Here is a 22,783-nt window from a genome sequence, read left to right on the forward strand (position 1 = left end):
GGATTTTTTAAAGGAACCAGGAAGCGATGGGGTGCAGCACCAGGATCACCGCGTGACATAGGTGGGCAATTGCCATGCGCCACCGGCAAAGCCACGGCACATGCTGTCTCCGGATTCGCTGGCCAGCACAAAGCCCTGGCCATCGAACTGCCACTGGCGCACCCACCAGCAGTCGCCGATGCCGCGCCCTTTCATCGCCGAATGCACGCTGCCCGTGGCGGGGTCGAAGTCCCCGTCCACATCGGCCAGGAACACTGGCTTGTGGGGAGGCCGGTCGCTGGCGATCCAGAGCAGGCTGCTGAAGTTGTAGGCTCCCATGCCGCAGGGCACGGACAGCAGCACCTTGCGCTCCGTCAGGCGGTGCACCTGCGCATTGGCCGGGTTGAACGGGTCGCCATTGCACTGGTCTTCCACGCTGGCACGGTCCAGCGCCGCGAGCAGGGGCTTGGCCAGGGCGGCATCCCCCGGGCGCGTGGGCAGCGGGCTCACGGCCTTGACCACCGGGGCCGGCACGGGTGGCAGCACGGAAGACTCGGGCCGCGTGCCACGGCGCACCAGCGCGCCCGGGGTGCCCACGCGGCCCTGGGCCTCGTCCATCTTGAGCAGCACGGCACTGGCCCCGGCGAGCGAAAGCGCCCACTGGTCCTTGCCAGCGCTCACGGTGGCCTCTTCATTCTTGAGCAGTTCCTGCAGCAGGCGGGGCACCTGGTCCGCGGGCACCTGCGGGGCGTCGCCTTTCAGCCCGGCCAGCGACAGCCTGCCCACCTTGAGGTGCAGCGCGGCGGGGCTGGCTTTTTCCGTGGACACCTGCAGATCGGCCCGCACCGGCGTGCCGGGCCCGGCTTCGCGCACCAGGAGGATGGAGACGGGCCCGGAGTCGCCGGACTCGGACTGGTAGCCCACGGCCCGGCAGGCGAGGGTGTTGTCGCATTGCAGGGCCCAGTCCTTGTGCTGGAAGCTGACGGCGCCCTTGCCATCCGCCTGCGCAGGCGGCAGGAATGCGGCGGCGAGCGCCAGCGCATACGCCAGGAACACCCCGGCGCGGCAGGCAGCTGAGCGGATGCGCATGGAGCAGGCCTTCACGCCGCGGCGCGCCGCCTCATGCGGCCACCGCAGCCGCCTGCGCGCGCTTGCGGTATTGCTCCAGGAAGCGCGCCACGCGGCCGATGGCGTCGCGCAGGTCGTCTTCGTGGGGCAGGAACACGATGCGGAAATGGTCCGGCGCGGCCCAGTTGAAGCCCGTGCCCTGCACCAGCATGACCTTGGTCTCCTGCAGAAGCTCCAGGAAGAACTGCTGGTCGTCCGCGATGGGATAGACCGCAGGGTCCAGGCGAGGAAACATGTACAGCGCCGCACGCGGCTTCACGCAGGTGACGCCGGGGATGGCGGTGATGAGCTCATACGCCAGATCACGCTGCTTGCGCAGGCGCCCGCCTTCGTTCACCAGCTCGTTGATGCTCTGGTAGCCACCCAACGCCGTCTGCACCGCCCACTGGCCCGGCACGTTGGCGCACAGGCGCATGTTCGAGAGCATGTTCAGGCCCTCGATGTAGTCCCTGGCGGGCTTCTTGTCGCCCGACACCACCAGCCAGCCGGCGCGGTAGCCGCAGGAGCGGTAGCTCTTGGACAGCGAATTGAAGGTGAGCGTGAGCACGTCCTCGCTCAGCGAGCCAATGGCCGTGTGCCTGGCGCCGTCGTACAGCACCTTGTCGTACACCTCGTCGGCAAAGATCACCAGGCCATGCTCGCGCGCGATGGCCACGATGCCCTTGAGCAGATCGTCCGAATACAGCGCGCCCGTGGGATTGTTCGGGTTGATGACCACGATGCCCTTGGTGCGGGGCGTGATCCTCGCGCGGATGTCATCGAGGTCCGGCATCCAGCCATTGGCCTCGTCGCACAGGTAGTGCACGGGCGTACCGCCCGACAGGCTGGCGGCCGCCGTCCACAGCGGGTAGTCGGGTGACGGCAGCAGCAGCTCGTCGCCGTTGTCCAGCAGGGCATTGGTGGCCATCACGATGAGTTCGCTGGCGCCGTTGCCCAGGTAGATGTCATCGAGCATCACGCCCTTGATGCCCTGCTTTTGCGTCTCGTGCATCACCGCCTTGCGCGCCGCGAAAATACCCTTGCTGTCCGAGTAACCCGCCGAATTGGGCAGGTTGCGGATCATGTCCAGCTGGATTTCCTCGGGCGCATCGAAGCCGAACACGGCCAGGTTGCCGATATTGAGCTTGATGATCTTGTGGCCGTCTTCCTCCATCTGCTTGGCCGCGTCCATGATGGGCCCCCGGATGTCGTAGCAGACGTTGGCGAGCTTGGCGGATTTTTGGACGGTTTTCATGCGCTGACGGTGGTGCAGTGGGGTCAGGTGGCGGCCAGAGCGGCTGGCACCTTGGCGAAACCTATAATTTGACCACAGATCACCACCGCTGCCGGGCCGTGCGCCCTTGCGCACCCGCTGCGCCAGCGCCTGCAACCCGCACCAACGCCCATGAAATTCCAGCCCGACCGCTCGAACGCACAGACCATCAGCGGCTACGGCCCCGGCTGGATCGGCATCGACGCGGAAAAGATCACCCACAGCGTCATCGTGGGGTCTGGCGGATTGCGCCAGGCGTGGCCGTGTGCCCGCTTCGAAGACCTGACGCCGGAACACTTCGCGCAGCTGGCGCAGCTGGAGACGGAACTCATCATCTTCGGCAGCGGCACGCGCAACCGCTTTCCGCCGCCGGCCTGGCTCGCCCCCCTCATTGCGCGGAGGCTGGGCCTGGAGACCATGGACACGCCCGCGGCCTGCCGCACCTACAACATCCTGGCCAGCGAAGGCCGCAACGTGGTGGCCGCGCTGATCCTGGAAGACTGAAACGCCGCCAGAGGGCAGGCCGCCCGCCGGCGAAGACCCGGCTCCCCAGCCCCGCAGCGCCCCGGCAGCCCCTCCCTCCATACCCGCAGACGCCGACGCGGACACACTGTCTTACATTTGGCTGGCAATCGATTTCGGGGTAAAATCACCGGTTGCGGTCGGGGGCACTTCCAAGAGCAATAACACACCCGCTCCCCCGGCTTACCAACGACTACATCCTGAGAGATTGAAGTGATATGGCGATCGTTGTCAACAAACCCCTCCCTGAATTTGAAGCCAACGCAACCGGTGGTATCAAGGTTTCCAATACCTCCCACCTTGGCCAGATTCTGGTTCTCTACTTCTATCCCAAGGACAACACGCCTGGCTGCACGACGGAGGCCATGCAGTTCCGCGACAAGTACAAGGACTTCGTGAAGGCAGGCGCCGCGGTGTTCGGCGTTTCGCGCGACAACATGAAGTCGCACGACGATTTCAAGGAAAAGCTGGAACTGCCCTTCGAACTGATCGCCGACACCGAAGAGAAGATGTGCCACATGTTCGGCGTGGTCAAGAACAAGATCATGTACGGCAAGAAGGTCAAGGGCATCGAGCGCAGCACCTTCCTGATCGGCCCCGATGGCCTGCTGGTGCAAGAGTGGCGCGGCCTGAAAGTGCCGGGCCACGTGGACGAAGTCCTGAAGGCCGTCAAATCCATCAAGGCCCTGAAAAAAGCCGCCTGATCCGCACCTTGGGGCTTCAAAGCGACAACCCGCTGGTTTTGCCCAGGCAAGACATCGCGAGTAGGCATAATGGATTTATGCCCCTGGTTACCGCAACGCCTGCCCCCTGCCACCCCAAAGCCGCCTTGGTCTCCAGGCGGCTTTTTGCTTTCTGACCGTCTTTCCCATTACCGACCGAGGCCCCGCCACCATGCCCCTGCCCCCCGCCCCCAGCCGGCGCGCCGCACTCCTCGCGCCAGAAGCCTTTGAAGTCGCAGCCCGCCCCCGGGTGTCGCAAGCCTCCGCCAATGAACCCGTTGTGGCGCCCCCAGCACGTGCGGCCACACCCGCGGCCCGCTCGGGGCGCAAGGCGGACAGCGTGGCTTCGGCCACGGCCGCACCGAGCACGGCACCCCTTGTCCAGGTGGAGACCCGCTCCCGCGCGCCGGAGCCCGCAGCCGTGCCCGCCTCCCGCCCGACCAGCACCCGCAAGGCACGCACCACCGGCGGCAACTCCGTGGCGGCCGGCGCTGCTGCCGCACCCGCCAGCACGCGCGGCAGAAAGTCCGCGCCGCAAGGTCCCACCAAGCTCTTCGTGCTGGACACCAACGTCCTGCTGCACGACCCGACCAGCCTGTTCCGCTTCGAGGAACACGACATCTTCCTGCCGATGATCGTGCTGGAAGAACTCGACGGCCACAAGAAGGGCATGACCGAAGTGGCCCGCAATGGCCGCCAGGCCAGCCGCACGCTGGATGCGCTGGCAGCCGCACAAGGCGCCGACATCGCGCGCGGCCTGAAACTTGACTCCACGGGGCAGCGCGCGGCCGGCGGCTGCCTGTATTTCCAGACCGCGCCCCTGGACTACAGCCTGCCCACCAGCCTGCCACCGGGCAAGGCCGACAACCAGATCCTGGGCGTGGTCGAGGCCCTGCGCAAGCTGCACGCCCCGCGTGAAGTGGTGCTGGTGTCCAAGGACATCAACATGCGCGTGAAGGCGCGCGCGCTGGGCCTGACGGCGGAGGACTACCAGAACGACAAGACGCTGGAGGACGGCGACCTGCTCTACGCCGGTGTGCTGGCCCTGCCCACGGACTTCTGGGCCAAGAGCGGCAAGAACGTCGAAAGCTGGCAAAGCGGCGCGCACACCTACTACCGCATCGGCGGGCCCATCGTGCCGCAGCTGATGATCAACCAGTTCGTGTACTTCGAAGCGCCCGGCGAGCCCAGCCTGTTCGCCCGCGTGAGCGAGATCCGCGAGAAGACGGCGGTGCTGCAGACGCTCAAGGACTACGGCTCGGCCAAGCACGCGGTGTGGGGCGTGACCACGCGCAACCGCGAGCAGAACTACGCCATGAACCTGCTCATGGACCCCGAGATCGACTTCGTGACCCTGACGGGCACGGCGGGCACCGGCAAGACCCTGCTGGCCCTGGCCGCGGGCCTGACCCAGGTGCTGGACGACCGCCGCTACACCGAGATCATCATGACCCGCGCCACGGTGAGCGTGGGCGAGGACATCGGCTTCCTGCCCGGCACCGAGGAAGAAAAGATGGGCCCCTGGATGGGCGCGCTGGATGACAACCTGGAGTTCCTGGCCAAAGGCGACGGCGGCAATGCGGGCGAATGGGGCCGCGCCGCCACCAACGAACTCATCCGCAGCCGCATCAAGATCAAGAGCATGAACTTCATGCGCGGGCGCACCTTCCTGAACAAGTACGTGATCATCGACGAGGCACAGAACCTGACGCCCAAGCAGATGAAGACGCTGATCACCCGGGCCGGCCCCGGCACCAAGATCATCTGCATGGGCAACCTGGCGCAGATCGACACGCCCTACCTCACCGAAGGCTCGTCAGGCCTGACCTACGCCGTGGACCGCTTCAAGGGCTGGCCACACAGCGGGCACATCACGCTGGCGCGCGGCGAGCGCTCGCGCCTGGCGGACTTCGCCAGCGAGGTGCTCTGAGTTGGCGGCGGGCTGGGTCGCAGCACTGAAACTGGTGCCCTGGGGCGACGTCATCGAGGCGACGCCCCAGATCCTGCAGGCGGCCAGGAAGCTGCTGGGCACCACGCAAAAAGGGAATGCCGATGCTGCGGCAGGTGCACTCGAGAGTGCCGGCGGCGAGCCCGCCATTCCGGTCGCGCTGCAGTTGCAGCATCTGCGGGACCGCGTCGCGCGGCTGGAGCAGGAGCAGCAGGAATCAGCGGTGCTGATCCAGTCCCTGGCCGAACAGAACGCCCAGGTGGTGCAGGCGGTGGAAGTGCTGCGCCAGCGCCACCGGCGGCTCACGGTGGCCATGGGTGTTCTGGCGGCCGGCTGCGCTGGCTTGCTGGTGTGGGCGCTGCGACAGTAAGGGCAACCACCACACAACTCAGCAGCCACGCAGGCGTTGCACAGTCCCTCACCCGGGCACTGCGAGATTACTATCAATTCAATAGCTGCCAGCGCTTATACAACAAGCGCTGGTAGCTATTTTCATTAGAAATCGTCGCCCGAGCCCATCGCCAGGTTCTCGAAACGCGTCTGGTTCTTCTGGAAGAACAGTTTCACGGTGCCGGTGGGGCCGTTCCGCTGCTTGCCGATGATGACCTCCGCGACGTTGGGCTCCTTCGAGTCCTTGTTGTAGTAGTCGTCGCGGTAGATGAACATGATGATGTCGGCATCCTGCTCGATGGCGCCGGATTCGCGCAGGTCGGACATCATGGGGCGTTTGTCGGTGCGCTGCTCCACCGAGCGGTTGAGCTGCGACAGCGCGATCACCGGGCACTGCAGTTCCTTGGCCAGCATCTTGAGGCCCCGGGAGATTTCGCCCAGCTCGGTGGCACGGTTGTCGGAGCTGCCGGCCCCCGAGCCGCTCATGAGCTGCAGGTAATCCACCACGATCAGTCCGAGCTTGCCGCATTGGCGCGCGAGGCGCCGGGCGTTCGCGCGCAGCTCGCCAGGTGTCAGGCCCGGCGTCTCGTCGATGTGCAGCGACACGGTGCGCAGCTTTTCGATCGCCTCGGTCAGGCGGGGCCACTCGTCGTCGGTCAGCTTGCCCGTGCGCAGGTTGCCCTGGTTCACGCGGCCGATGGAACCCACGATACGCACCGCCAGCTGGGCGGCGCCCATTTCCATCGAGAAGATGGCGACCGGCAGGCCTTCGTTGAGCGCCACGTGCTCGGCGATGTTCACCGCGAACGAGGTCTTGCCCATGGACGGACGCGCCGCCAGCACCACCATGTCGCCCGCCTGCAGGCCCGAGGTCATGCGGTCCAGGTCGGCAAAGCCGGTGGGAACGCCGGTCACGTCCACCGGGTTGTCCGCCATCTCCTGCACCCGGTCGAGCAGGTCGATCACCAGGGTGTCGAGCGACTGGAAGCCCTGCTTGGTGCGGGAACCCTCCTCCCCGATCGCAAAGATCTTGGCCTCGGCCTCGTCCAGGATGCGCTCGACCGTCTTGCCCTGCGGGTTGAACGCATTGGTGGAGATTTCATCGCTGGCCGTGACCAGCTTGCGCAGGATGGCGCGCTCGCGCACGATTTCCGCATAGCGGCGGATGTTGCTGGCGCTGGGTACGTACTGGGCCAGGTTGTTCAGGTAGGCCAGCCCGCCCATTTCCTGCGCCTTGCCCTGGTTCTGCAGGTGCTCGAAGACGGTGATGACGTCGGCCGGCTTGCTGGCATTGATCAGCGCACCGATGGCCGAATACACCATCTGGTGCTCGTGCCGGTAGAAGTGGCTCTCCACCAGCAGGTCGCCCACGCGGTCCCAGGCGTTGTTGTCCAGCAGCAGGCCGCCGAGCACGCTGGATTCGGCCTCGATGGAGTGCGGCGGCACGCGCAACTGCGCCACTTCACGGTCGGGCACGGGCGTGAAGCCATCATCAAGGGCAGGAAAGACGGCGGACATGGGCAACAGTTTCTTGAAAGCGGAAAGGGATGCGTCGACGGCCGGCTGGGCGCGTGGTCTGGCGGCAAACCGCAGCGCACGGCAAGCCTTGCATGCTAGCGTGTGCACGGCGCGCCGTCATGGCACAAGTCTGTGGATAACGGGTGGGCAGCCGGTGGGCAAGCCTGTATGGCGCAGTGGGGCCAAAAAAACAAAGGCCGCCCGAAGGCGGCCTTGCGACATTCCAGCTCCAGGGCCGGAAATGGCCGATCAGGCGGTTTCGCCGTAGACCGACACGGTCACTTCCACCACCACATCGGTGTGGAGAGCAACGTTCACGGTGCTTTCGCTCACGACCTTGATAGGGCCGTTGGGCAGGCGGATCTGCGACTTCGCGACCTTGTAGCCTTGCTTGTTCAGCTCTTCGGCGATGTCGTGGTTGGTCACGGAACCAAACAGACGGCCGTCCACGCCAGCCTTTTGCGTCAGCTTGACGGTGGTGCCAGCCAGCTTCTCGCCTTGGGCCTGGGCTTCTGCCAGCTTGGCGGCAGCTGCCTTTTCGAGTTCAGCGCGCTTGGCTTCGAATTCTGCCTTGGCAGCTTCGGTGGCACGGCGGGCGCGGCCAGCGGGGATCAGGAAGTTGCGGGCGTAGCCGTCCTTGACCTTGACGATTTCGCCGAGGTTGCCGAGGTTCACAACCTTGTCGAGCAGGATGATTTGCATGGGTTGTGCTCCTTAGATCTTGTGCTGGTCGCTGTAAGGCACCAGGGCCAGGAAGCGGGCGCGCTTGATGGCGGTGTTCAGCTGACGCTGGAAGATGGCGCGCGTGCCGGTCAGGCGCGCGGGGATGATCTTGCCGTTTTCGGCGATGAAATCGCGCAGCGTGTCGACATCCTTATAGTCGATTTCTTCAACACCCGTCACCGTGAAGCGGCAAAAGCGCTTGCGCTTGAACAGCAGGGACTGGGTGTTGCGCTTTGGGCGCTTGTCTTTGTTGAACTTCTTGAACGTGGCCATTGCGGACCCCTTGCAAATTAATTTTGTTGAATATCCTGGATGTGGAGCACTGCGTTCTTGCCATTGCGCGGTGTGGCGAGGAATCCACTGAAAGTCCAGAGACTTCCGATGTTCTGCCTTGCCAGGCGCTCGGCCATCGCACCAAAGGCGACGGCTTTCATGGTGGCCTTGACCTCGCGGGGATGGCCTGCTTCGGTTTGCTGGGACTCGTGTTCGAGCCGCAGGGCGATGGCAGGCAATCCGGCGGGCGTGTAGCGCAAGGGTTCAGCCTCTGCGATACAGGCGGTCAAGACAACGCGGTTCTCCACCCCAACGAGGAAGGATCAGCGCTCGCCGCGCTCGCCGCCGGCCGCAGCGTATTCAGCTTGGCTGGCCTTGCGGGCTTCTTCGCGCTCGACGGTCTTCATCATGGAAGACGGGCCGGTATCGGCCTTCTTCTTCTGAACCGTCAGGTGGCGCAGCACGGCGTCGTTGAACTTGAAGGCGTGCTCCAGTTCAGCCATCACGGCCTGGTCGGCTTCGATGTTCACGCACAGGTAGTGGGCCTTGGCCAGCTTGTTGATCAGGTACGCCAGTTGACGGCGGCCCCAGTCTTCCACGCGGTGCACCTTGCCACCGCCAGCGGTGATCATGCCCTTGTAGCGCTCCAGCATGGCTGGAACCTGTTCGCTTTGATCCGGATGGATCAACAAAATGATTTCGTAATGACGCATGCATACTCCTTTTGGGTAAGACCACCTGCTGCGTCGTGAGCAGTGTGGCAAGGCAAAGCCGGCAATTATAGCCCGCTCCTGGCCGCTTGTACACTCAGGAGCTTTCCAAGAGCGGCATCCCTCCCGAAAATGCGGCCTTGTCGCGCCCTGGCCCTTGCAAATCCGCCGGGCGGGACGACATGCTTTACAGCAAAACACGCCGGGCATGGGCCCACAGCCACATGCCCCTTCGCCAGACCTTGAAATGCGCGGGCATGTCCCCACCTCCCGCGCGTACTACTTTTATCCACTTTTAGACCACGACATGTCAGACACCAGCCAACCCATCCCCCCACAGAGCGCCCCCGCCCCCGAAGAAGTTGAAGCCGCCATGGCAGCCCACGCCTCCGACGAGCTGGCGCGGCTGCAGGGCGAGCTGGCCGAACTCAAGGCCAAGAGCGCTGACCTGGCCGACCAGTTCCTGCGTGCCAAGGCCGAGGCCGAGAACGCCCGCCGCCGCGCCGAAGACGAGGTCTCCAAGGCGCGGAAATTCGGCATCGAGAGCTTTGCCGAAAGCCTGCTGCCCGTGGCCGACAGCCTGGATGCCGCGCTGGCCATCAAGGAAGCCACGCCCCAGCAGCTGCGCGAGGGCGCCGACGCCACCCTGCGCCAGCTGACCTCGGCCCTGGAGCGCAACAAGGTGCTGGCCATCAACCCTGCCGCCGGCGCCAAGTTCGACCCCCACCAGCACCAAGCCATCAGCGTGGTGCCTGCCGAGCAGGAAGCCAATACCGTCGTGGCCGTGCTGCAAAAGGGCTACGTGATCGCCGAGCGCGTGCTGCGCCCGGCGCTTGTCACCGTCACGGCCCCGAAGTAAATCCTCAAATAAATCAGCACGGATGACTTGAACCCCCACGAGTTATCCACAAGTTACTAGCCATCCAAACCATTCCAGCATTCGGAGAAAAATCATGGGAAGAATCATCGGCATTGACCTCGGTACCACCAACAGCTGCGTGTCCATCATGGAAGGCAACACGACGCGCGTGATCGAGAACAGCGAAGGCGCGCGGACCACGCCCTCCATCGTGGCCTACCAGGAAGACGGCGAGATCCTCGTCGGCGCCTCGGCCAAGCGCCAGGCCGTGACGAACCCCAAGAACACGCTGTACGCCGTCAAGCGCCTGATCGGCCGCAAGTTCACCGAGAAGGAAGTGCAAAAGGACATCGACCTGATGCCCTACAAGATCGTGGCAGCCGACAACGGCGACGCCTGGATCGAAGTGCGCGGCAACAAGCTGTCGGCCCAGCAGGTGTCCGCCGACATCCTGCGCAAGATGAAGAAGACGGCCGAGGACTACCTGGGCGAGCCCGTGACGGAAGCCGTCATCACCGTGCCCGCGTACTTCAACGACGCACAGCGCCAGGCCACCAAGGACGCCGGCCGCATCGCCGGCCTGGACGTCAAGCGCATCATCAACGAGCCCACCGCCGCGGCACTGGCCTTTGGCCTGGACAAGCAGGAAAAGGGCGACCGCAAGATCGCCGTGTATGACCTGGGTGGCGGCACGTTCGACGTGTCCATCATCGAAATCGCCGACGTGGACGGCGAAAAGCAGTTCGAAGTTCTGTCGACCAACGGCGACACCTTCCTGGGCGGCGAAGACTTCGACCAGCGCATCATCGACTACATCATTGACGAGTTCAAGAAGGAGTCGGGCGTCAACCTCAAGAACGACGTTCTGGCCCTGCAGCGTCTGAAGGAAGCGGCCGAGAAGGCCAAGATCGAGCTGTCGAACTCGGCCTCGACCGACATCAACCTGCCCTACGTGACCGCCGATGCCTCGGGCCCGAAGCACCTGAACATCAAGCTCACGCGCTCCAAGCTCGAAGCACTGGTGGAAGAGCTGATCGAGCGCACCATCGCCCCCTGCCGCATGGCGATCAAGGACGCCGGCGTGTCGGTCTCCGACATCCATGACGTGATCCTGGTGGGCGGCATGACGCGCATGCCCAAGGTGCAGGAGAAGGTCAAGGAATTCTTCGGCAAGGAACCCCGCAAGGACGTGAACCCCGACGAAGCCGTGGCCGTGGGCGCCGCCATCCAGGGCCAGGTGCTCTCGGGCGACCGCAAGGACGTGCTGCTGCTGGACGTGACGCCACTGTCGCTGGGCATCGAGACGCTGGGCGGCGTGATGACCAAGATGATCACGAAGAACACGACCATCCCGACGAAGTTCGCGCAGACCTTCTCGACGGCTGACGACAACCAGCCCGCCGTGACCATCAAGGTCTACCAGGGCGAGCGTGAGATGGCCACAGGCAACAAGCTGCTGGGCGAGTTCAATCTGGAAGGCATTCCACCCGCATCGCGCGGCGTGCCGCAGATCGAGGTGTCGTTCGACATCGACGCCAACGGCATCCTGCACGTGGGCGCCAAGGACAAGGGCACGGGCAAGGAAAACAAGATCACCATCAAGGCCAACTCCGGCCTGTCGGAAGAAGAAATCCAGCAGATGGTGAAGGACGCCGAGCTCAACGCCGCCGACGACAAGAAGAAGCTGGAGCTGGTGCAGGCCCGCAACCAGGGCGAGGCCGCCGTGCACAGCGTGAACAAGAGCCTGGCCGAACACGGCGACAAGCTCGACGCAGGCGAGAAGGACGCGATCACCGCCGCCGTGAAGGCGCTGGAAGAAGTCCTCAAGGGCGAGGACAAGGCCGCGATTGACGAGAAGACCACGGCCCTGATGGCCGCCAGCCAGAAGCTGGGCGAGAAGATGTATGCCGACGCACAGGCAGCGCAGGCGGCAGCCGGCGCCGGTGCGGGCGACGCATCGGGTGGTCAGCAGGCATCGTCCTCCTCCAGCAGCAAGCCCGACGACGACAACGTGGTCGATGCCGAGGTGAAGGAAGTCAAGAAGGGCTGAACACGCCCCGTTTGACCCGAGCCGCCGCGCGAGTTTCCTGACAGGGGGCTTGCGCGGCGTTCCTGTTCCAACCGGGCTCAGAAAGACCATGTCCAAACGAGACTTTTACGAAATCCTGGGCGTTCCCAAGAACGCCTCGGACGAAGAAATCAAGAAGGCCTATCGCAAGCTGGCGATGAAGCACCACCCCGACCGCAACCAGGGGGATGCGGCCAAGCCTGCCGAAGAGAAATTCAAGGAGGCCAAGGAGGCCTACGAGATGCTCTCCGACCCGCAAAAGCGGGCCGCGTATGACCAGTACGGCCATGCCGGGGTGGACCCCAACATGCGCGGCCCCGGGGGCCCGGGCGCGGAAGGCTTCGGCGGGTTCGCCGAGGCCTTCGGCGACATCTTCGGCGACATGTTCGGCCAGCAGGGCGGGCGTGGGCGCGGTGCTGGCGGACGCCAGGTGTACCGGGGCAGCGACCTCAGCTACGCCATGGAGATCACCCTGGAAGAAGCCGCGCGCGGCAAGGATGCGCAGATCCGCATCCCCTCGTGGGAAAGCTGCGACACCTGCCACGGCAGCGGCGCCAAGCCCGGCACCAGCGCCAAGACCTGCGGCACCTGCCAGGGCGCGGGCACGGTGCAGATGCGCCAGGGCTTCTTCAGCGTGCAGCAGACCTGCCCGCACTGCCGCGGCACGGGCAAGATCATTCCCGAACCCTGCACCACCTGCCACGGCCAGGGCAAGCTCAAGAAGCAAAAGACGCTGGAAGTGAAGATCCCCGCCGGCATCGACGACGGCATGCGCATCCGCAGCACGGGCAACGGCGAACCGGGCACCAACGGCGGCCCGCCCGGCGACCTGTACATCGAGATCCGCCTGAAGAAACACGACATCTTCGAGCGCGATGGCGACGACCTGCACTGCCAGGTGCCCGTGAGCTTCATCACGGCGGCGTTGGGCGGCGAGATCGAGGTGCCCACGCTCGCGGGCAAGGCGGCCATCGACATCCCCGAAGGCACCCAGGCCGGCAAGCAGTTCCGCCTGCGCGGCAAGGGCATCAAGGGCGTGCGCGCCAGCTACCCCGGCGACCTGTACTGCCACATCGCGGTGGAAACGCCGGTCAAGCTCACCGAGCACCAGCGCAAGCTGTTGCGCGAGCTGGAAGACTCCCTCAAGAAGGGTGGCGCCCGCCACTCGCCCAGCGGCGAGAGCTGGACGGACCGGCTGAAGAACTTCTTCAGCTGATCCGGGCGCCAGCGCCTGCCAAAAACCGCCTGCGGCCTATCTACGGCCCAGGCGGTTTTTTTGCGCGCGCCGACGCCAGCGATGCCGGGCCGGCCACAGGCCGCTCGTGCTGCGCAGAGCGGTAAAAACCCAGGATGCGGCGCACGTACTCGCGGGTCTCCGCATAGGGAGGAACACCGCCGTGGCGCTCCACGGCCTTTTCGCCAGCGTTGTAGGCGGCCGATGTCAGGGCGACATCGCCGGCAAAACGGTCCAGCAGCCAGCGCAGATAGGCCAGCCCGCCCCGCACGTTCTGCTCGGGGCTCCAGGCGTCCCGGACGCCAAAACGCTCCGCCGTCTCCGGAATCAGCTGCATCAGCCCCTGCGCATTGCGGGGCGACAGCGCACGGGCCTGGAAATTGGACTCCGACCGCACGATGGCCAGCGCCAGCCGTGGGTCCACGTCGAAGCGGGGCGCGAGCCGCTGCACCAGTTCCGCGTGGCGGCGCTTGTCGTCCGGCAGGTTGCTCACGTAGCGGTCCACCACCTCCTGCGGCACCACCTCCTGGGCGGAGTCCCTGACCTCCAGCCGAGGGGCCTCACCCGTGGTGAGGCAGTCGGGGAGGTGGTCGCCGGGCACCATGCCCTGCGCCAGGCTGCGGGCCTTCTCATGCCCACGCTGGGCGGCCATGGCGAGCAGGGTGGCCGCCGCCGCGGGATCGGGCACCACGTCACGTCCATGCAGCAACAGGCGGCCCAGGCGGTACTGCGCCTCCACGCTGCCATAGCGCGCCGCGTCGCAATACCGCGAGGCAGCGCGGTGCGGCTGGCGCCGCACCTCCGCGTCGTAGCCCTCTTCCAGCCAGCGCGACAGCACGGGGGGCTCGTCGGCCCACTCGGGCGGCTCGTCCGGCACCTGCGCGTGCACACCCGTGCCCGCGGCGATCAGGACCGCCGCCAGCACGGGACCGTGCGCTGGAGGGGAAAACCAGGGTTGCATGCCAGAACCCGCCTGCGGAGACAACCGCCCAAAACCCCGCCCCCGACTGGAAGCGGCGCCCCACGGTAGCACCGAAGTCCCCATGGCAACAGGAAAACATTGCCAGCCGCCATTTCTTGATCTGAGGCAAGAAGCCGCCGGCAGGCCGCCCCGCCCACCCGCCCGCGAAGTAGCATGGAAATCCACGCTGCCGCCCTCCAGGGCGGCGCCACGGCCCCAGGACCATCGCGCAGGAGCATCCGGCATGAACAACGACGTCAACCTCACCTTCCTGGGCGGCTCCGGCACGGTCACAGGGTCCAAATACCTGGTCCGCCACAACGGCAGGTGCCTGCTGGTCGATTGCGGCCTGTTCCAGGGATACAAGCAGCTGCGCCTGCGCAACTGGCAGCCCTTGCCCGTCACGCCCCGGCAGATCGACGCGGTGGTGCTGACCCATGCGCACCTGGACCACAGCGGCTACCTGCCCCTGCTGGCCCGCGACGGCTATGCCCGCGCCATCCACTGCACACCGGCCACACGCGACCTGTGCACCATCCTGCTGCCCGACAGCGGACACCTGCAGGAGGAAGACGCCGCGTACCTCAACCGGCACCAGCTCAGCAGCCACACCCCCGCCCTGCCCCTGTACACCCGGCTCGACGCACTGCACTGCCTCAAGCAGTTCCAGGTCCATGCCTTCCACCAGGTGTTCGAGCCCCTGCCGGGCTGGCGCGTGACCTTTTCCCCCGCAGGCCACATCCTGGGGGCGGCCAGCGTGCTGCTGGAAGTGGGGGGCCGCCGCATCCTGTTCTCGGGCGACCTGGGGCGGCCCGACGACCTGCTCATGAACCCGCCCGATGCTCCGCCCCCGGCGGACACGGTCCTCATCGAGTCCACCTATGGCGACCGCGAGCACCCCGCAGAAGACTTGCAGGGCGAGCTGGGTGCCGCCCTGCAGCGCCTGGCGGCCCGTGGCGGCATTGCCGTGGTGCCGGTGTTCGCCGTGGGCCGCGCGCAGGTGGTCCTGCATGCCATCGGCCAGCTCAAGGCGCGCGGGGTGGTGCCCGCCTCGCTCAAGGTGTTTTTGGACAGCCCCATGGCGGTCAGCACCACGGGGCTGTTCCAGCATCACATGCAGGAACACCGGCTGAGCGGCCGCGAGGTGCAGGCGCTGGAACATGGCGCCACCATGGTCCAGACGCCCGAACAATCCAAGGGGCTGGCCAGGCTGCATGGCCCCATGGTCATCCTGTCGGCCAGTGGCATGGCCACGGGGGGCCGCGTGCTGCACCACCTGGGGCTGCACGCGGGTGACCACCGCAACATGGTCATCCTGACCGGCCACCAGGCCCCCGGCACCCGGGGCGCGCGCCTGGCGGCGGGCGAGAAGAACATCCGCATCCACGGCCAGGACGTGGCCGTGCGCGCGGAGGTGGTGCATCTGTCGTCCGCCTCGGCGCATGCGGACGGCCACCAGCTCATCGCCTGGCTGCGCAGCATGGGCCATGCGCCGGACCAGGTGTACGTGGTGCACGGAGAAATGGGCGCTGCCGACATGCTGCGCCAGCGCATCGAGCACGAACTGCGCTGGCACGCCCTGGTGCCGGAGCACGGCAGCACCTGCGCCGCCTGAGCCCGGCGGCTTCTTGAGCACGCGTCGCCCGCTGGGGTCACAGCGGAGCGGCAGCCCAGCCATCGCGCACAACGATGGCAACCAATTCATAATAGGAAGAAAATACAGAACCTTCTCTTTTCGAGAAGACAATGACACGATGAAAAGCTCCGAGCGCAGTTTTGCGCGCCGTATCGACCTGACCTCGCTGCAGCTGTTTGTGGCGGTGTGCGAGCTGGGCAGCATCGGCCGGGCGGCCGAGCGGGAGTTCATTGCCGCATCGGCCGTGAGCAAGCGCCTGTCCGACCTGGAAACAGCCGTGGACACCGCCCTGCTCTACCGCCACAGCCGCGGCGTCACGCTGACGCCCGCGGGCGAAAGCCTGCTGCACCACGCGCGCACCGTGCTGTTCGGGCTCGAACGCATGCAGGGTGAACTCAGCGAATACGCCGACGGCGTGCGTGGCCATGTGCGCATGCACGCCAACATCTCGGCCATCTTCCAGTTCCTGCCGGAAGACCTGGGCGCGTTCGCCCGGGAGCACAGCCAGATCAAGATCGACCTGCAGGAACACCTGAGCAGCGACGTGCTGCATGCCGTGCAGGAGGGCGCGGCGGACCTGGGCATCTGCAATGTCAGCATGGCCAGCGGCAACGGCGCCATGGAACTGCAAAGCCGCCCGTACCGCGCCGACAACCTGGTGCTGGTTGTGCCGCAGGCGCATGAACTGGCGGGACGTGACGCTATCAATTTTGAAGACATCCTGGACTGGGACATCGTGGGCCTGCATGCCAACAGCAGCATCAGCCTGGCCATGCGCTCGGCGGCTGCGGCAGCCGGGCGCCCGCTGCGCCAGCGCATCCAGGTCACCGGGCTGGACGCCATGTGCCGGATGATCGACAGCGGCCTGGGCGTGGGCTTGCTGCCCGACCGCGCCTTTGAGCTCATGCGCGGCGTGGGCCGGCTGCAGGCCATTGCACTGACGGACGCCTGGGCCCACCGCGAACTGCGCGTGGTGGCCCGCGATTTCGATGCCCTGCCCGTCACCGCCCGGCTGCTGGTGGAGCACCTTGCTCCCCGCGCCGCGGCCATGCCGCCCAGACCCCAACACTAAAATCACCCCACCTGAAGGAAGAGAGCCACCCCATGGGACGCACCCTGTACGACAAGATCTGGGACGAACACGTCGTCCACACCGAAGAGGACGGCACTTCCATCCTCTACATCGACCGCCACCTGGTGCACGAAGTCACCAGTCCGCAGGCCTTCGAAGGCCTGCGCGAGGCGGGCCGCAAGGTCTGGCGCATGAGCTCCATCGTGGCCACGGCCGACCACAACACGCCGACCACGGGCTGGGAGGCAGGCTATGACGGCATCACCGATCCGATCAGCAAGGAACAGATCACCACGCTGAACGACAACATGGCGCAGATCACGCCGGCGGCGTTCTTCCCGTTCATGCACAAGCGCCAGGGCATCGTGCACGTGATCGGCCCGGAGAACGGCGCCACCCTGCCCGGCATGACCGTGGTGTGCGGCGACAGCCACACCAGCACGCACGGCGCCTTCGGAGCGCTGGCCCACGGCATCGGCACCAGCGAGGTCGAGCACGTGATGGCCACGCAAACCCTGCTGGCCAAGAAGGCCAAGAACATGCTGGTGCAGGTGGACGGCACGCTGGCCAAGGGCGTGACCCCCAAGGACGTGGTGCTGGCCATCATCGGCAAGATCGGCACGGCCGGCGGCACGGGCTACACCATCGAGTTTGCGGGCTCCGTCTTCCGCGCCATGAGCATGGAAGGCCGCATGACCGTGTGCAACATGGCCATCGAAGGCGGCGCGCGCGCGGGCCTGGTGGCGGTGGACGACAAGACCATTGACTACGTCAAGGGCCGCCCCCTCTCGCCCACGGGCGTGGAATGGGACCAGGCCGTGGCGTACTGGAAGACCTTGCATTCGGATGCCGACGCGAAGTTCGACACCGTCGTCAAGCTCGACGCCGCCGACATCGTGCCGCAGGTCACCTGGGGCACCTCGCCCGAGATGGTGCTGGGCGTGGACGCCCGCGTGCCCGACCCCGACAAGGAAAAGGACGCCAACAAGCGCGGCGCCATCGAGCGCGCGCTGACCTACATGGGCCTGCAGCCGGGCAAGCCGATCAACGACATCACCATCGACAAGGTGTTCATCGGTTCGTGCACCAACAGCCGCATCGAAGACATGCGCGAAGCCGCCGCCGTGGTGAAGAACCTGGGCCGCAAGGTCGCCAGCAACGTGAAGCTGGCCATGGTCGTGCCCGGCTCGGGCCTGGTCAAGGAACAGGCCGAGCGCGAAGGCCTGGACAAGATCTTTGTGGCCGCGGGCTTTGAGTGGCGCGAACCCGGCTGCTCCATGTGCCTGGCCATGAATGCCGACCGCCTGGAGCCCGGCGAGCGCTGCGCCAGCACCAGCAACCGCAACTTCGAAGGGCGCCAGGGCGCTGGCGGCCGCACGCACCTGGTGAGCCCCGCCATGGCCGCCGCCGCCGCCGTGCACGGCCACTTTGTGGACATTCGTCAATTTGCCTGAAGGAGCCCTGTCATGAAAAAGACCGCAACCCTCATCGTGCTCGCCATCACCTTCGTGCTGGCCGGCTGCAACACCGTCAAGGGCGTGGGCCAGGACGTACAGCGTGCCGGCGGCGCCCTCGAGCGCGCCGCCAAGTAATCCAGAGAACGCCATGCAGAAATTCACCTTGCTCAAAGGCCTCGTGGCCCCGATGGACCGCGAGAACGTCGATACCGACGCGATCATCCCCAAGCAGTTCCTCAAGTCGATCAAGAAGACCGGCTTTGGCGTGAACCTGTTCGACGAGTGGCGCTACCTGGACCACGGCGAGCCCGGCCAGGACCCCGCCAGCCGCAAGCCCAACCCCGACTTCGTGCTGAACCAGCCGCGCTACGCGGGCGCCTCCGTGCTGCTGGCGCGCAAGAACTTCGGCTGTGGCTCCAGCCGCGAACACGCGCCCTGGGCGCTGGACCAGTACGGCTTTCGCGCGGTGATCGCGCCGAGCTTTGCCGACATTTTCTTCAACAACTGCTTCAAGAACGGCCTGTTGCCCATCGTGCTGCCCGAGGCCACCGTGGCCCAACTGTTTGACGAAGTGCTGGCCTTCCCCGGCTACCAGCTCACCATCGACCTGGAGCGCCAGGTCATCGTGCGTCCGCAGGGCCAAGAGATTCCGTTCGAGGTGCAGGCCTTCCGCAAATACTGCCTGCTCAACGGCTTTGACGACATCGGCCTGACCCTGCGCCAGTCCGACAAGATCAAGGCCTTTGAAGCCCAGCGGCTGGCCACCAAGCCCTGGCTGGCGCACACCATGGTGTCGTGAGACGGCGTGGGCATCCAAAATATCAGTCAAATTGGCACCTAGCGCTTTACCTGTAAGCGCTAACAGCTATCAAAAGCAAAGCAAATTCAATGAAAATCGCAGTTCTGCCGGGTGACGGCATTGGCACCGAAATCGTCTCTGAAGCCGTCAAGGTCCTGGAGGCCCTGGAACTCCCGTTCGAGATGGAATCCGCCCTGGTGGGCGGCGTGGCGTACGACGCCCACGGCCACCCGCTGCCCGAGTCCACGCTCAAGCTCGCCAAGGAAGCCGACGCCATCCTGTTCGGCGCCGTGGGCGACTGGAAATACGACACGCTCGACCGCCCCCTGCGCCCCGAGCAGGCCATCCTGGGCCTGCGCAAGAACCTGGGCCTGTTCGCCAACTTCCGCCCCGCCATCTGCTACGAGCAACTGGTGGGTGCGTCGAGCCTCAAGCCCGAGCTGATCGCGGGCCTCGACATCCTCATCATCCGCGAGCTGACCGGCGACATCTACTTTGGCCAGCCGCGCGGCCGCCGCGTGGCCACGGACGGCCATTTCCCCGGCGCCGAAGAAGCCTTTGACACCATGCGCTACAGCCGCCCTGAGATCGAGCGCATCGCCCACGTCGCCTTCCAGGCCGCGCGCAAGCGCAACAAGAAGGTCACCAGCGTGGACAAGGCCAACGTGCTCGAAACCTTCCAGTTCTGGAAAGACGTGGTCACCGACGTGCACAAGGAATACCCCGACGTCGAGCTGCAGCACATGTACGTGGACAACGCCGCCATGCAACTGGTCAAGGCGCCCAAGGCGTTTGACGTGGTGGTCACGGGCAACATGTTTGGCGACATCCTGTCGGACGAAGCCTCCATGCTGACGGGCTCCATCGGCATGCTGCCCTCGGCCAGCCTGAACAGCACCAACCAGGGCCTGTACGAACCCAGCCACGGCAGTGCGCCGGACATCGCCGGCAAGGGCGTGGCCAACCCGCTGGCCACCATCCTGTCGGCCGCGATGATGCTGCGCTTCAGCCTGAACCAGGAAGCCGCCGCCCAGCGCATCGAAGCCGCGGTGCAGAAGGTGCTGGCCCAGGGCCTGCGCACCCCCGACATCTACAGCGAAGGCACCACCAAGGTGGGCACAGCGCAGATGGGCGATGCAGTGGTCAAGGCGCTGGCCGCCTGAACCGCACTGCCCGGCGGTCACGAAAAAGCGCCGGTCCTCCGGCGCTTTTTTATTGTTGTGGCGCCCGCGTGCCGCCTACACCCACGCGTTGTTGATGAACTCCATGATGGAATAGCACCGGTTTTCCAGCGGCCGCTCGCGCACGGCCGCCACGATGTGCGCGACACCCTCCGCATACGGTGCATCGCCATAGACACGGGTTTCCAGCGTCACGCTGCACGCGCCATCCTCGATCAGCACCCGGTGGTAAGCGTGGCGGGCGAGATGCTCCTGGGGAATGTGCAGCACGTCCCGTTGCACCCCGGCATCGCGCACGGACCGGATGTCCCCCGGCGCCAGGCCCAGCGCCTGCGCCATGCTGACGGCCGTGCCCGGCACCGAGGACTTCTGGGCCTGGTGGGATTCGGTCAGCCCGGTGCGGTAGCCGCGAAACAGAGGCCCGCTGCGCTCCAGCATGGCCATGAACTTGAGCATGAGGATGTTGGTGTTCGGACACAGGACGACCGGAAAACCCACCACACGCCCTTCCAGCCCGGACCCGGTGGCCAGTTCCACCAACGGGGAGTGCGTGGATTCGCAAAAGGCGCAGGCAGCCTCCAGCTCCCTGCCGGAACCGGCATGCAGCACGACGGATTTTTCTGCACGCTGCCCCTCACCGGCCCATGGCAAAACCTGCGCTTCGCCACGGGCAGGCAGCGCCCCCAGAAGCTCCTTGGCCAGCTTGCCTGACCCCACAACGATGACTTGCATTTCTACTTTCGAATTGAACAAAGGAGGCAAAGGCAGCACTGTAGACCGCCGCACCGGCGTGGCGCGCGGCCAGCCCGGCGGGGCGGGCTCTTTTTGCGCCGCCCACGGAGGGCGCGCGCCGCAGGGCCGCCGGCGCACCCGGATCCAGGCCGTATCCGGTACAATATTCGCCTATGTTTGCCGCCCGCCCGTTCGCCCTGAACATCGCACCCGCCGCCCTGGCCGGTGTGGCTGCGCGCGCAACCATCACCAAAACCACGACCATTAAGGGCTGACTCAGCCTGGTTCGTCGTGCGCCCTCCCTGGCCAGACGAGCCAGGCGAGCAGTCCGGTCTGGCACTGTTTCTTATTTAGAAAGGGCGTTGAAATGAGCAAGTTGGTAGGGTTGGTTGGCTGGCGCGGAATGGTCGGCTCGGTCCTGATGGACCGCATGGCGCAGGAGAAGGATTTCGACCTGATCGAGCCGATGTTCTTCTCCACCTCGAACGCAGGCGGCAAGGCTCCCGAGCAGGCAAGGAACGAGAGCACCCTGCAGGACGCGTTCGACATCGAGGCCCTCAAGCGCTGCGAAATCATCATCACCGCCCAGGGCGGCGACTACACCAACGAGGTCTATCCCAAGCTGCGCGCCGCCGGCTGGAACGGCCACTGGATCGACGCCGCCTCCTCCCTGCGCATGGAGAAGAACGCCGTCATCGTGCTGGACCCGGTCAACATGCCCGTGATCAAGAACGCCCTGGCCCAGGGCGGCAAGGAGTGGATTGGCGGCAACTGCACCGTGAGCTGCATGCTGATGGGCGTAGGCGCCCTGTACAAGGCGGGTCTCGTGGAATGGATGAGCACGCAAACCTACCAGGCGGCCTCCGGCGGCGGCGCGCAGCACATGCGCGAGCTGCTCACGCAGTACGGCACGCTCAACGCCGAAGTGAAGGCCCTGCTCGATGACCCCAAGAGCGCCATCCTGGAAATCGACCGCAAGGTGATCGCCAAGCAACGCGCCCTGACGGGCGCTGAAACCGCCAACTTCGGCGTGCCGCTGGGCGGCAGCCTGATCCCCTGGATCGACAAGGATCTGGGCAACGGCATGTCCAAGGAAGAATGGAAGGGCATGGCGGAAACCAACAAGATCCTGGGCCAGGGCGAGGGCTTCAGCGCCCCCGCCGTGCCGGTGGACGGCTTCTGCGTGCGCGTGGGCGCCATGCGCTGCCACAGCCAGGCGCTGACCTTCAAGCTGAAGAAGGACGTGCCCCTGGCGGACCTGGAGGCCATGATCGCCGCCGACAACGAGTGGGTGAAGGTCGTGCCCAACACCCGGGAAGCCACCATCAAGGACCTGACGCCCGTGGCGGTGACCGGCACCATGGACATCCCCGTGGGCCGCATCCGCAAGCTGGCCATGGGGCCTGAATATGTCGGCGCGTTCACCATTGGCGACCAGCTGCTGTGGGGCGCGGCCGAACCGCTGCGCCGCATGCTGCGCATCCTGCTCGACGCCTGAGCTCCGGCCCCCCGAAAAGCGCGCGCAGCCCCGGTTGCGCGCGCTTTTTTGCGCCAAGGGTCTTGACACACTCAGTTACGCCACGTTGGCAATTGGCAACATCTTGGCGCCCCAACTTGGG

23 protein-coding genes are annotated in these 22,783 nt (G+C 65.8%); 14 read left to right on the top strand and 9 right to left on the bottom strand.

Annotation, left to right across the window (positions count from 1 at the left end; all coding sequences use genetic code 11):
- Nucleotides 1–45: 45 nt before the first annotated feature.
- Complete coding sequence (locus tag AC1RVY_RS17035; protein WP_492807323.1) at nt 46–1,068, bottom strand: DUF1176 domain-containing protein; 1,023 nt, start codon at nt 1,066–1,068, stop codon at nt 46–48.
- A gap of 31 nt (nt 1,069–1,099) precedes the next feature.
- Nucleotides 1,100–2,341 (bottom strand): pyridoxal phosphate-dependent aminotransferase, encoded by a 1,242-nt coding sequence (locus AC1RVY_RS17040; protein WP_492244116.1) that lies wholly within the window; start codon nt 2,339–2,341, stop codon nt 1,100–1,102.
- Between the two features lie 150 nt (nt 2,342–2,491).
- On the opposite strand from AC1RVY_RS17040, the gene AC1RVY_RS17045 reads away from it, so the two are divergent.
- The 4 genes from AC1RVY_RS17045 to AC1RVY_RS17060 all read left to right on the top strand — a co-directional run bounded on the left by AC1RVY_RS17045 (nt 2,492) and on the right by AC1RVY_RS17060 (nt 5,921).
- Nucleotides 2,492–2,863 carry an Mth938-like domain-containing protein gene (locus AC1RVY_RS17045; RefSeq protein WP_218295551.1) on the top strand — a complete coding sequence of 124 codons (372 nt, stop codon included), beginning with the start codon at nt 2,492–2,494 and terminating at the stop codon, nt 2,861–2,863.
- A gap of 236 nt (nt 2,864–3,099) precedes the next feature.
- Nucleotides 3,100–3,585, top strand: coding sequence for a peroxiredoxin (locus AC1RVY_RS17050; RefSeq protein WP_184858228.1), 486 nt, complete (start codon nt 3,100–3,102; stop codon nt 3,583–3,585).
- Between the two features lie 190 nt (nt 3,586–3,775).
- Nucleotides 3,776–5,533, top strand: coding sequence for a PhoH family protein (locus AC1RVY_RS17055; protein ID WP_492807325.1), 1,758 nt, complete (start codon nt 3,776–3,778; stop codon nt 5,531–5,533).
- A gap of 1 nt (nt 5,534) precedes the next feature.
- Nucleotides 5,535–5,921, top strand: a complete 387-nt coding sequence (locus tag AC1RVY_RS17060; RefSeq protein WP_218340130.1) for a hypothetical protein — start codon at nt 5,535–5,537, stop codon at nt 5,919–5,921.
- Nucleotides 5,922–6,046: 125 nt separating this feature from the next.
- Here the strand turns inward: AC1RVY_RS17060 and dnaB are convergent, their stop codons facing one another.
- The 5 genes from dnaB to rpsF all read right to left on the bottom strand — a co-directional run bounded on the left by dnaB (nt 6,047) and on the right by rpsF (nt 9,168).
- Nucleotides 6,047–7,459 carry a replicative DNA helicase gene (gene dnaB / locus AC1RVY_RS17065; protein WP_218295554.1) on the bottom strand — a complete coding sequence of 471 codons (1,413 nt, stop codon included), beginning with the start codon at nt 7,457–7,459 and terminating at the stop codon, nt 6,047–6,049.
- 249 nt (nt 7,460–7,708) lie between these two features.
- A complete protein-coding gene (rplI, locus tag AC1RVY_RS17070) occupies nt 7,709–8,161 on the bottom strand; it encodes a 50S ribosomal protein L9 (RefSeq protein WP_218295555.1) in 453 nt (150 codons plus the stop codon).
- A 12-nt stretch (nt 8,162–8,173) separates the two neighbouring features.
- Nucleotides 8,174–8,455, bottom strand: coding sequence for a 30S ribosomal protein S18 (gene rpsR / locus AC1RVY_RS17075; RefSeq protein WP_005795932.1), 282 nt, complete (start codon nt 8,453–8,455; stop codon nt 8,174–8,176).
- Nucleotides 8,456–8,472: 17 nt separating this feature from the next.
- Nucleotides 8,473–8,763: a primosomal replication protein N gene (gene priB / locus AC1RVY_RS17080; RefSeq protein WP_218295556.1), complete on the bottom strand. Its 291-nt coding sequence runs from the start codon at nt 8,761–8,763 to the stop codon at nt 8,473–8,475.
- A 15-nt stretch (nt 8,764–8,778) separates the two neighbouring features.
- Entirely contained in the window at nt 8,779–9,168 is a 390-nt protein-coding gene (rpsF, locus tag AC1RVY_RS17085) for a 30S ribosomal protein S6 (RefSeq protein WP_094285575.1), read from the bottom strand.
- Nucleotides 9,169–9,472: 304 nt separating this feature from the next.
- Here rpsF and grpE point away from each other — a divergent pair, with 304 nt between their 5' ends.
- The 3 genes from grpE to dnaJ all read left to right on the top strand — a co-directional run bounded on the left by grpE (nt 9,473) and on the right by dnaJ (nt 13,308).
- The gene (gene grpE, locus AC1RVY_RS17090; RefSeq protein ID WP_218340129.1) at nt 9,473–10,024 is read left to right on the top strand and encodes a nucleotide exchange factor GrpE; all 552 of its coding nucleotides are present in this window, start codon (nt 9,473–9,475) and stop codon (nt 10,022–10,024) included.
- Nucleotides 10,025–10,118: 94 nt separating this feature from the next.
- Nucleotides 10,119–12,074, top strand: a complete 1,956-nt coding sequence (dnaK, locus tag AC1RVY_RS17095) for a molecular chaperone DnaK (protein WP_218295558.1) — start codon at nt 10,119–10,121, stop codon at nt 12,072–12,074.
- 88 nt (nt 12,075–12,162) lie between these two features.
- Nucleotides 12,163–13,308: a molecular chaperone DnaJ gene (dnaJ, locus tag AC1RVY_RS17100; protein WP_218295559.1), complete on the top strand. Its 1,146-nt coding sequence runs from the start codon at nt 12,163–12,165 to the stop codon at nt 13,306–13,308.
- 40 nt (nt 13,309–13,348) lie between these two features.
- On the opposite strand, the gene AC1RVY_RS17105 is transcribed toward dnaJ, so the two are convergent.
- Nucleotides 13,349–14,287 carry a lytic transglycosylase domain-containing protein gene (locus AC1RVY_RS17105; protein ID WP_492807328.1) on the bottom strand — a complete coding sequence of 313 codons (939 nt, stop codon included), beginning with the start codon at nt 14,285–14,287 and terminating at the stop codon, nt 13,349–13,351.
- Between the two features lie 244 nt (nt 14,288–14,531).
- Between AC1RVY_RS17105 and AC1RVY_RS17110 the strand changes: the two genes are divergently transcribed.
- The 6 genes from AC1RVY_RS17110 to leuB all read left to right on the top strand — a co-directional run bounded on the left by AC1RVY_RS17110 (nt 14,532) and on the right by leuB (nt 20,414).
- A complete protein-coding gene (locus AC1RVY_RS17110) occupies nt 14,532–15,902 on the top strand; it encodes an MBL fold metallo-hydrolase (protein ID WP_492807330.1) in 1,371 nt (456 codons plus the stop codon).
- 139 nt (nt 15,903–16,041) lie between these two features.
- Nucleotides 16,042–16,995: a LysR family transcriptional regulator gene (locus AC1RVY_RS17115; RefSeq protein WP_492807332.1), complete on the top strand. Its 954-nt coding sequence runs from the start codon at nt 16,042–16,044 to the stop codon at nt 16,993–16,995.
- Between the two features lie 32 nt (nt 16,996–17,027).
- Complete coding sequence (leuC, locus tag AC1RVY_RS17120; RefSeq protein ID WP_492807333.1) at nt 17,028–18,449, top strand: 3-isopropylmalate dehydratase large subunit; 1,422 nt, start codon at nt 17,028–17,030, stop codon at nt 18,447–18,449.
- Between the two features lie 12 nt (nt 18,450–18,461).
- Entirely contained in the window at nt 18,462–18,587 is a 126-nt protein-coding gene (locus AC1RVY_RS17125; RefSeq protein WP_010463809.1) for an entericidin A/B family lipoprotein, read from the top strand.
- Nucleotides 18,588–18,600: 13 nt separating this feature from the next.
- Nucleotides 18,601–19,251, top strand: a complete 651-nt coding sequence (gene leuD / locus AC1RVY_RS17130) for a 3-isopropylmalate dehydratase small subunit (RefSeq protein WP_492807335.1) — start codon at nt 18,601–18,603, stop codon at nt 19,249–19,251.
- 89 nt (nt 19,252–19,340) lie between these two features.
- The gene (gene leuB, locus AC1RVY_RS17135) at nt 19,341–20,414 is read left to right on the top strand and encodes a 3-isopropylmalate dehydrogenase (RefSeq protein ID WP_492807337.1); all 1,074 of its coding nucleotides are present in this window, start codon (nt 19,341–19,343) and stop codon (nt 20,412–20,414) included.
- Nucleotides 20,415–20,489: 75 nt separating this feature from the next.
- Here leuB and AC1RVY_RS17140 read toward each other — a convergent pair whose 3' ends face one another.
- A complete protein-coding gene (locus AC1RVY_RS17140; RefSeq protein WP_492807339.1) occupies nt 20,490–21,164 on the bottom strand; it encodes a dihydrodipicolinate reductase in 675 nt (224 codons plus the stop codon).
- A gap of 367 nt (nt 21,165–21,531) precedes the next feature.
- On the opposite strand from AC1RVY_RS17140, the gene asd reads away from it, so the two are divergent.
- On the top strand, nt 21,532–22,662 hold the full coding sequence (gene asd, locus AC1RVY_RS17145) for an aspartate-semialdehyde dehydrogenase (protein ID WP_492807340.1): 1,131 nt from the start codon (nt 21,532–21,534) through the stop codon (nt 22,660–22,662).
- Nucleotides 22,663–22,783: the final 121 nt, after the last annotated feature.

This window comes from Acidovorax sp. GW821-FHT11A03 (genome assembly GCF_058809075.1).

Coding starts and splice junctions, on each gene's coding strand:
- AC1RVY_RS17035 (WP_492807323.1), bottom strand. CDS start 1,068: ATGCGCATCCGCTCAGCTGCCTGCCGCGCCGGGGTGTTCCTGGCGTAT.
- rpsR (WP_005795932.1), bottom strand. CDS start 8,455: ATGGCCACGTTCAAGAAGTTCAACAAAGACAAGCGCCCAAAGCGCAAC.
- AC1RVY_RS17050 (WP_184858228.1), top strand. CDS start 3,100: ATGGCGATCGTTGTCAACAAACCCCTCCCTGAATTTGAAGCCAACGCA.
- rplI (WP_218295555.1), bottom strand. CDS start 8,161: ATGCAAATCATCCTGCTCGACAAGGTTGTGAACCTCGGCAACCTCGGC.
- dnaK (WP_218295558.1), top strand. CDS start 10,119: ATGGGAAGAATCATCGGCATTGACCTCGGTACCACCAACAGCTGCGTG.
- leuC (WP_492807333.1), top strand. CDS start 17,028: ATGGGACGCACCCTGTACGACAAGATCTGGGACGAACACGTCGTCCAC.
- AC1RVY_RS17105 (WP_492807328.1), bottom strand. CDS start 14,287: ATGCAACCCTGGTTTTCCCCTCCAGCGCACGGTCCCGTGCTGGCGGCG.
- AC1RVY_RS17115 (WP_492807332.1), top strand. CDS start 16,042: ATGAAAAGCTCCGAGCGCAGTTTTGCGCGCCGTATCGACCTGACCTCG.
- AC1RVY_RS17055 (WP_492807325.1), top strand. CDS start 3,776: ATGCCCCTGCCCCCCGCCCCCAGCCGGCGCGCCGCACTCCTCGCGCCA.
- dnaJ (WP_218295559.1), top strand. CDS start 12,163: ATGTCCAAACGAGACTTTTACGAAATCCTGGGCGTTCCCAAGAACGCC.
- dnaB (WP_218295554.1), bottom strand. CDS start 7,459: ATGTCCGCCGTCTTTCCTGCCCTTGATGATGGCTTCACGCCCGTGCCC.
- leuD (WP_492807335.1), top strand. CDS start 18,601: ATGCAGAAATTCACCTTGCTCAAAGGCCTCGTGGCCCCGATGGACCGC.
- AC1RVY_RS17140 (WP_492807339.1), bottom strand. CDS start 21,164: ATGCAAGTCATCGTTGTGGGGTCAGGCAAGCTGGCCAAGGAGCTTCTG.
- grpE (WP_218340129.1), top strand. CDS start 9,473: ATGTCAGACACCAGCCAACCCATCCCCCCACAGAGCGCCCCCGCCCCC.
- AC1RVY_RS17125 (WP_010463809.1), top strand. CDS start 18,462: ATGAAAAAGACCGCAACCCTCATCGTGCTCGCCATCACCTTCGTGCTG.
- rpsF (WP_094285575.1), bottom strand. CDS start 9,168: ATGCGTCATTACGAAATCATTTTGTTGATCCATCCGGATCAAAGCGAA.
- AC1RVY_RS17110 (WP_492807330.1), top strand. CDS start 14,532: ATGAACAACGACGTCAACCTCACCTTCCTGGGCGGCTCCGGCACGGTC.
- leuB (WP_492807337.1), top strand. CDS start 19,341: ATGAAAATCGCAGTTCTGCCGGGTGACGGCATTGGCACCGAAATCGTC.
- asd (WP_492807340.1), top strand. CDS start 21,532: ATGAGCAAGTTGGTAGGGTTGGTTGGCTGGCGCGGAATGGTCGGCTCG.
- AC1RVY_RS17045 (WP_218295551.1), top strand. CDS start 2,492: ATGAAATTCCAGCCCGACCGCTCGAACGCACAGACCATCAGCGGCTAC.
- AC1RVY_RS17040 (WP_492244116.1), bottom strand. CDS start 2,341: ATGAAAACCGTCCAAAAATCCGCCAAGCTCGCCAACGTCTGCTACGAC.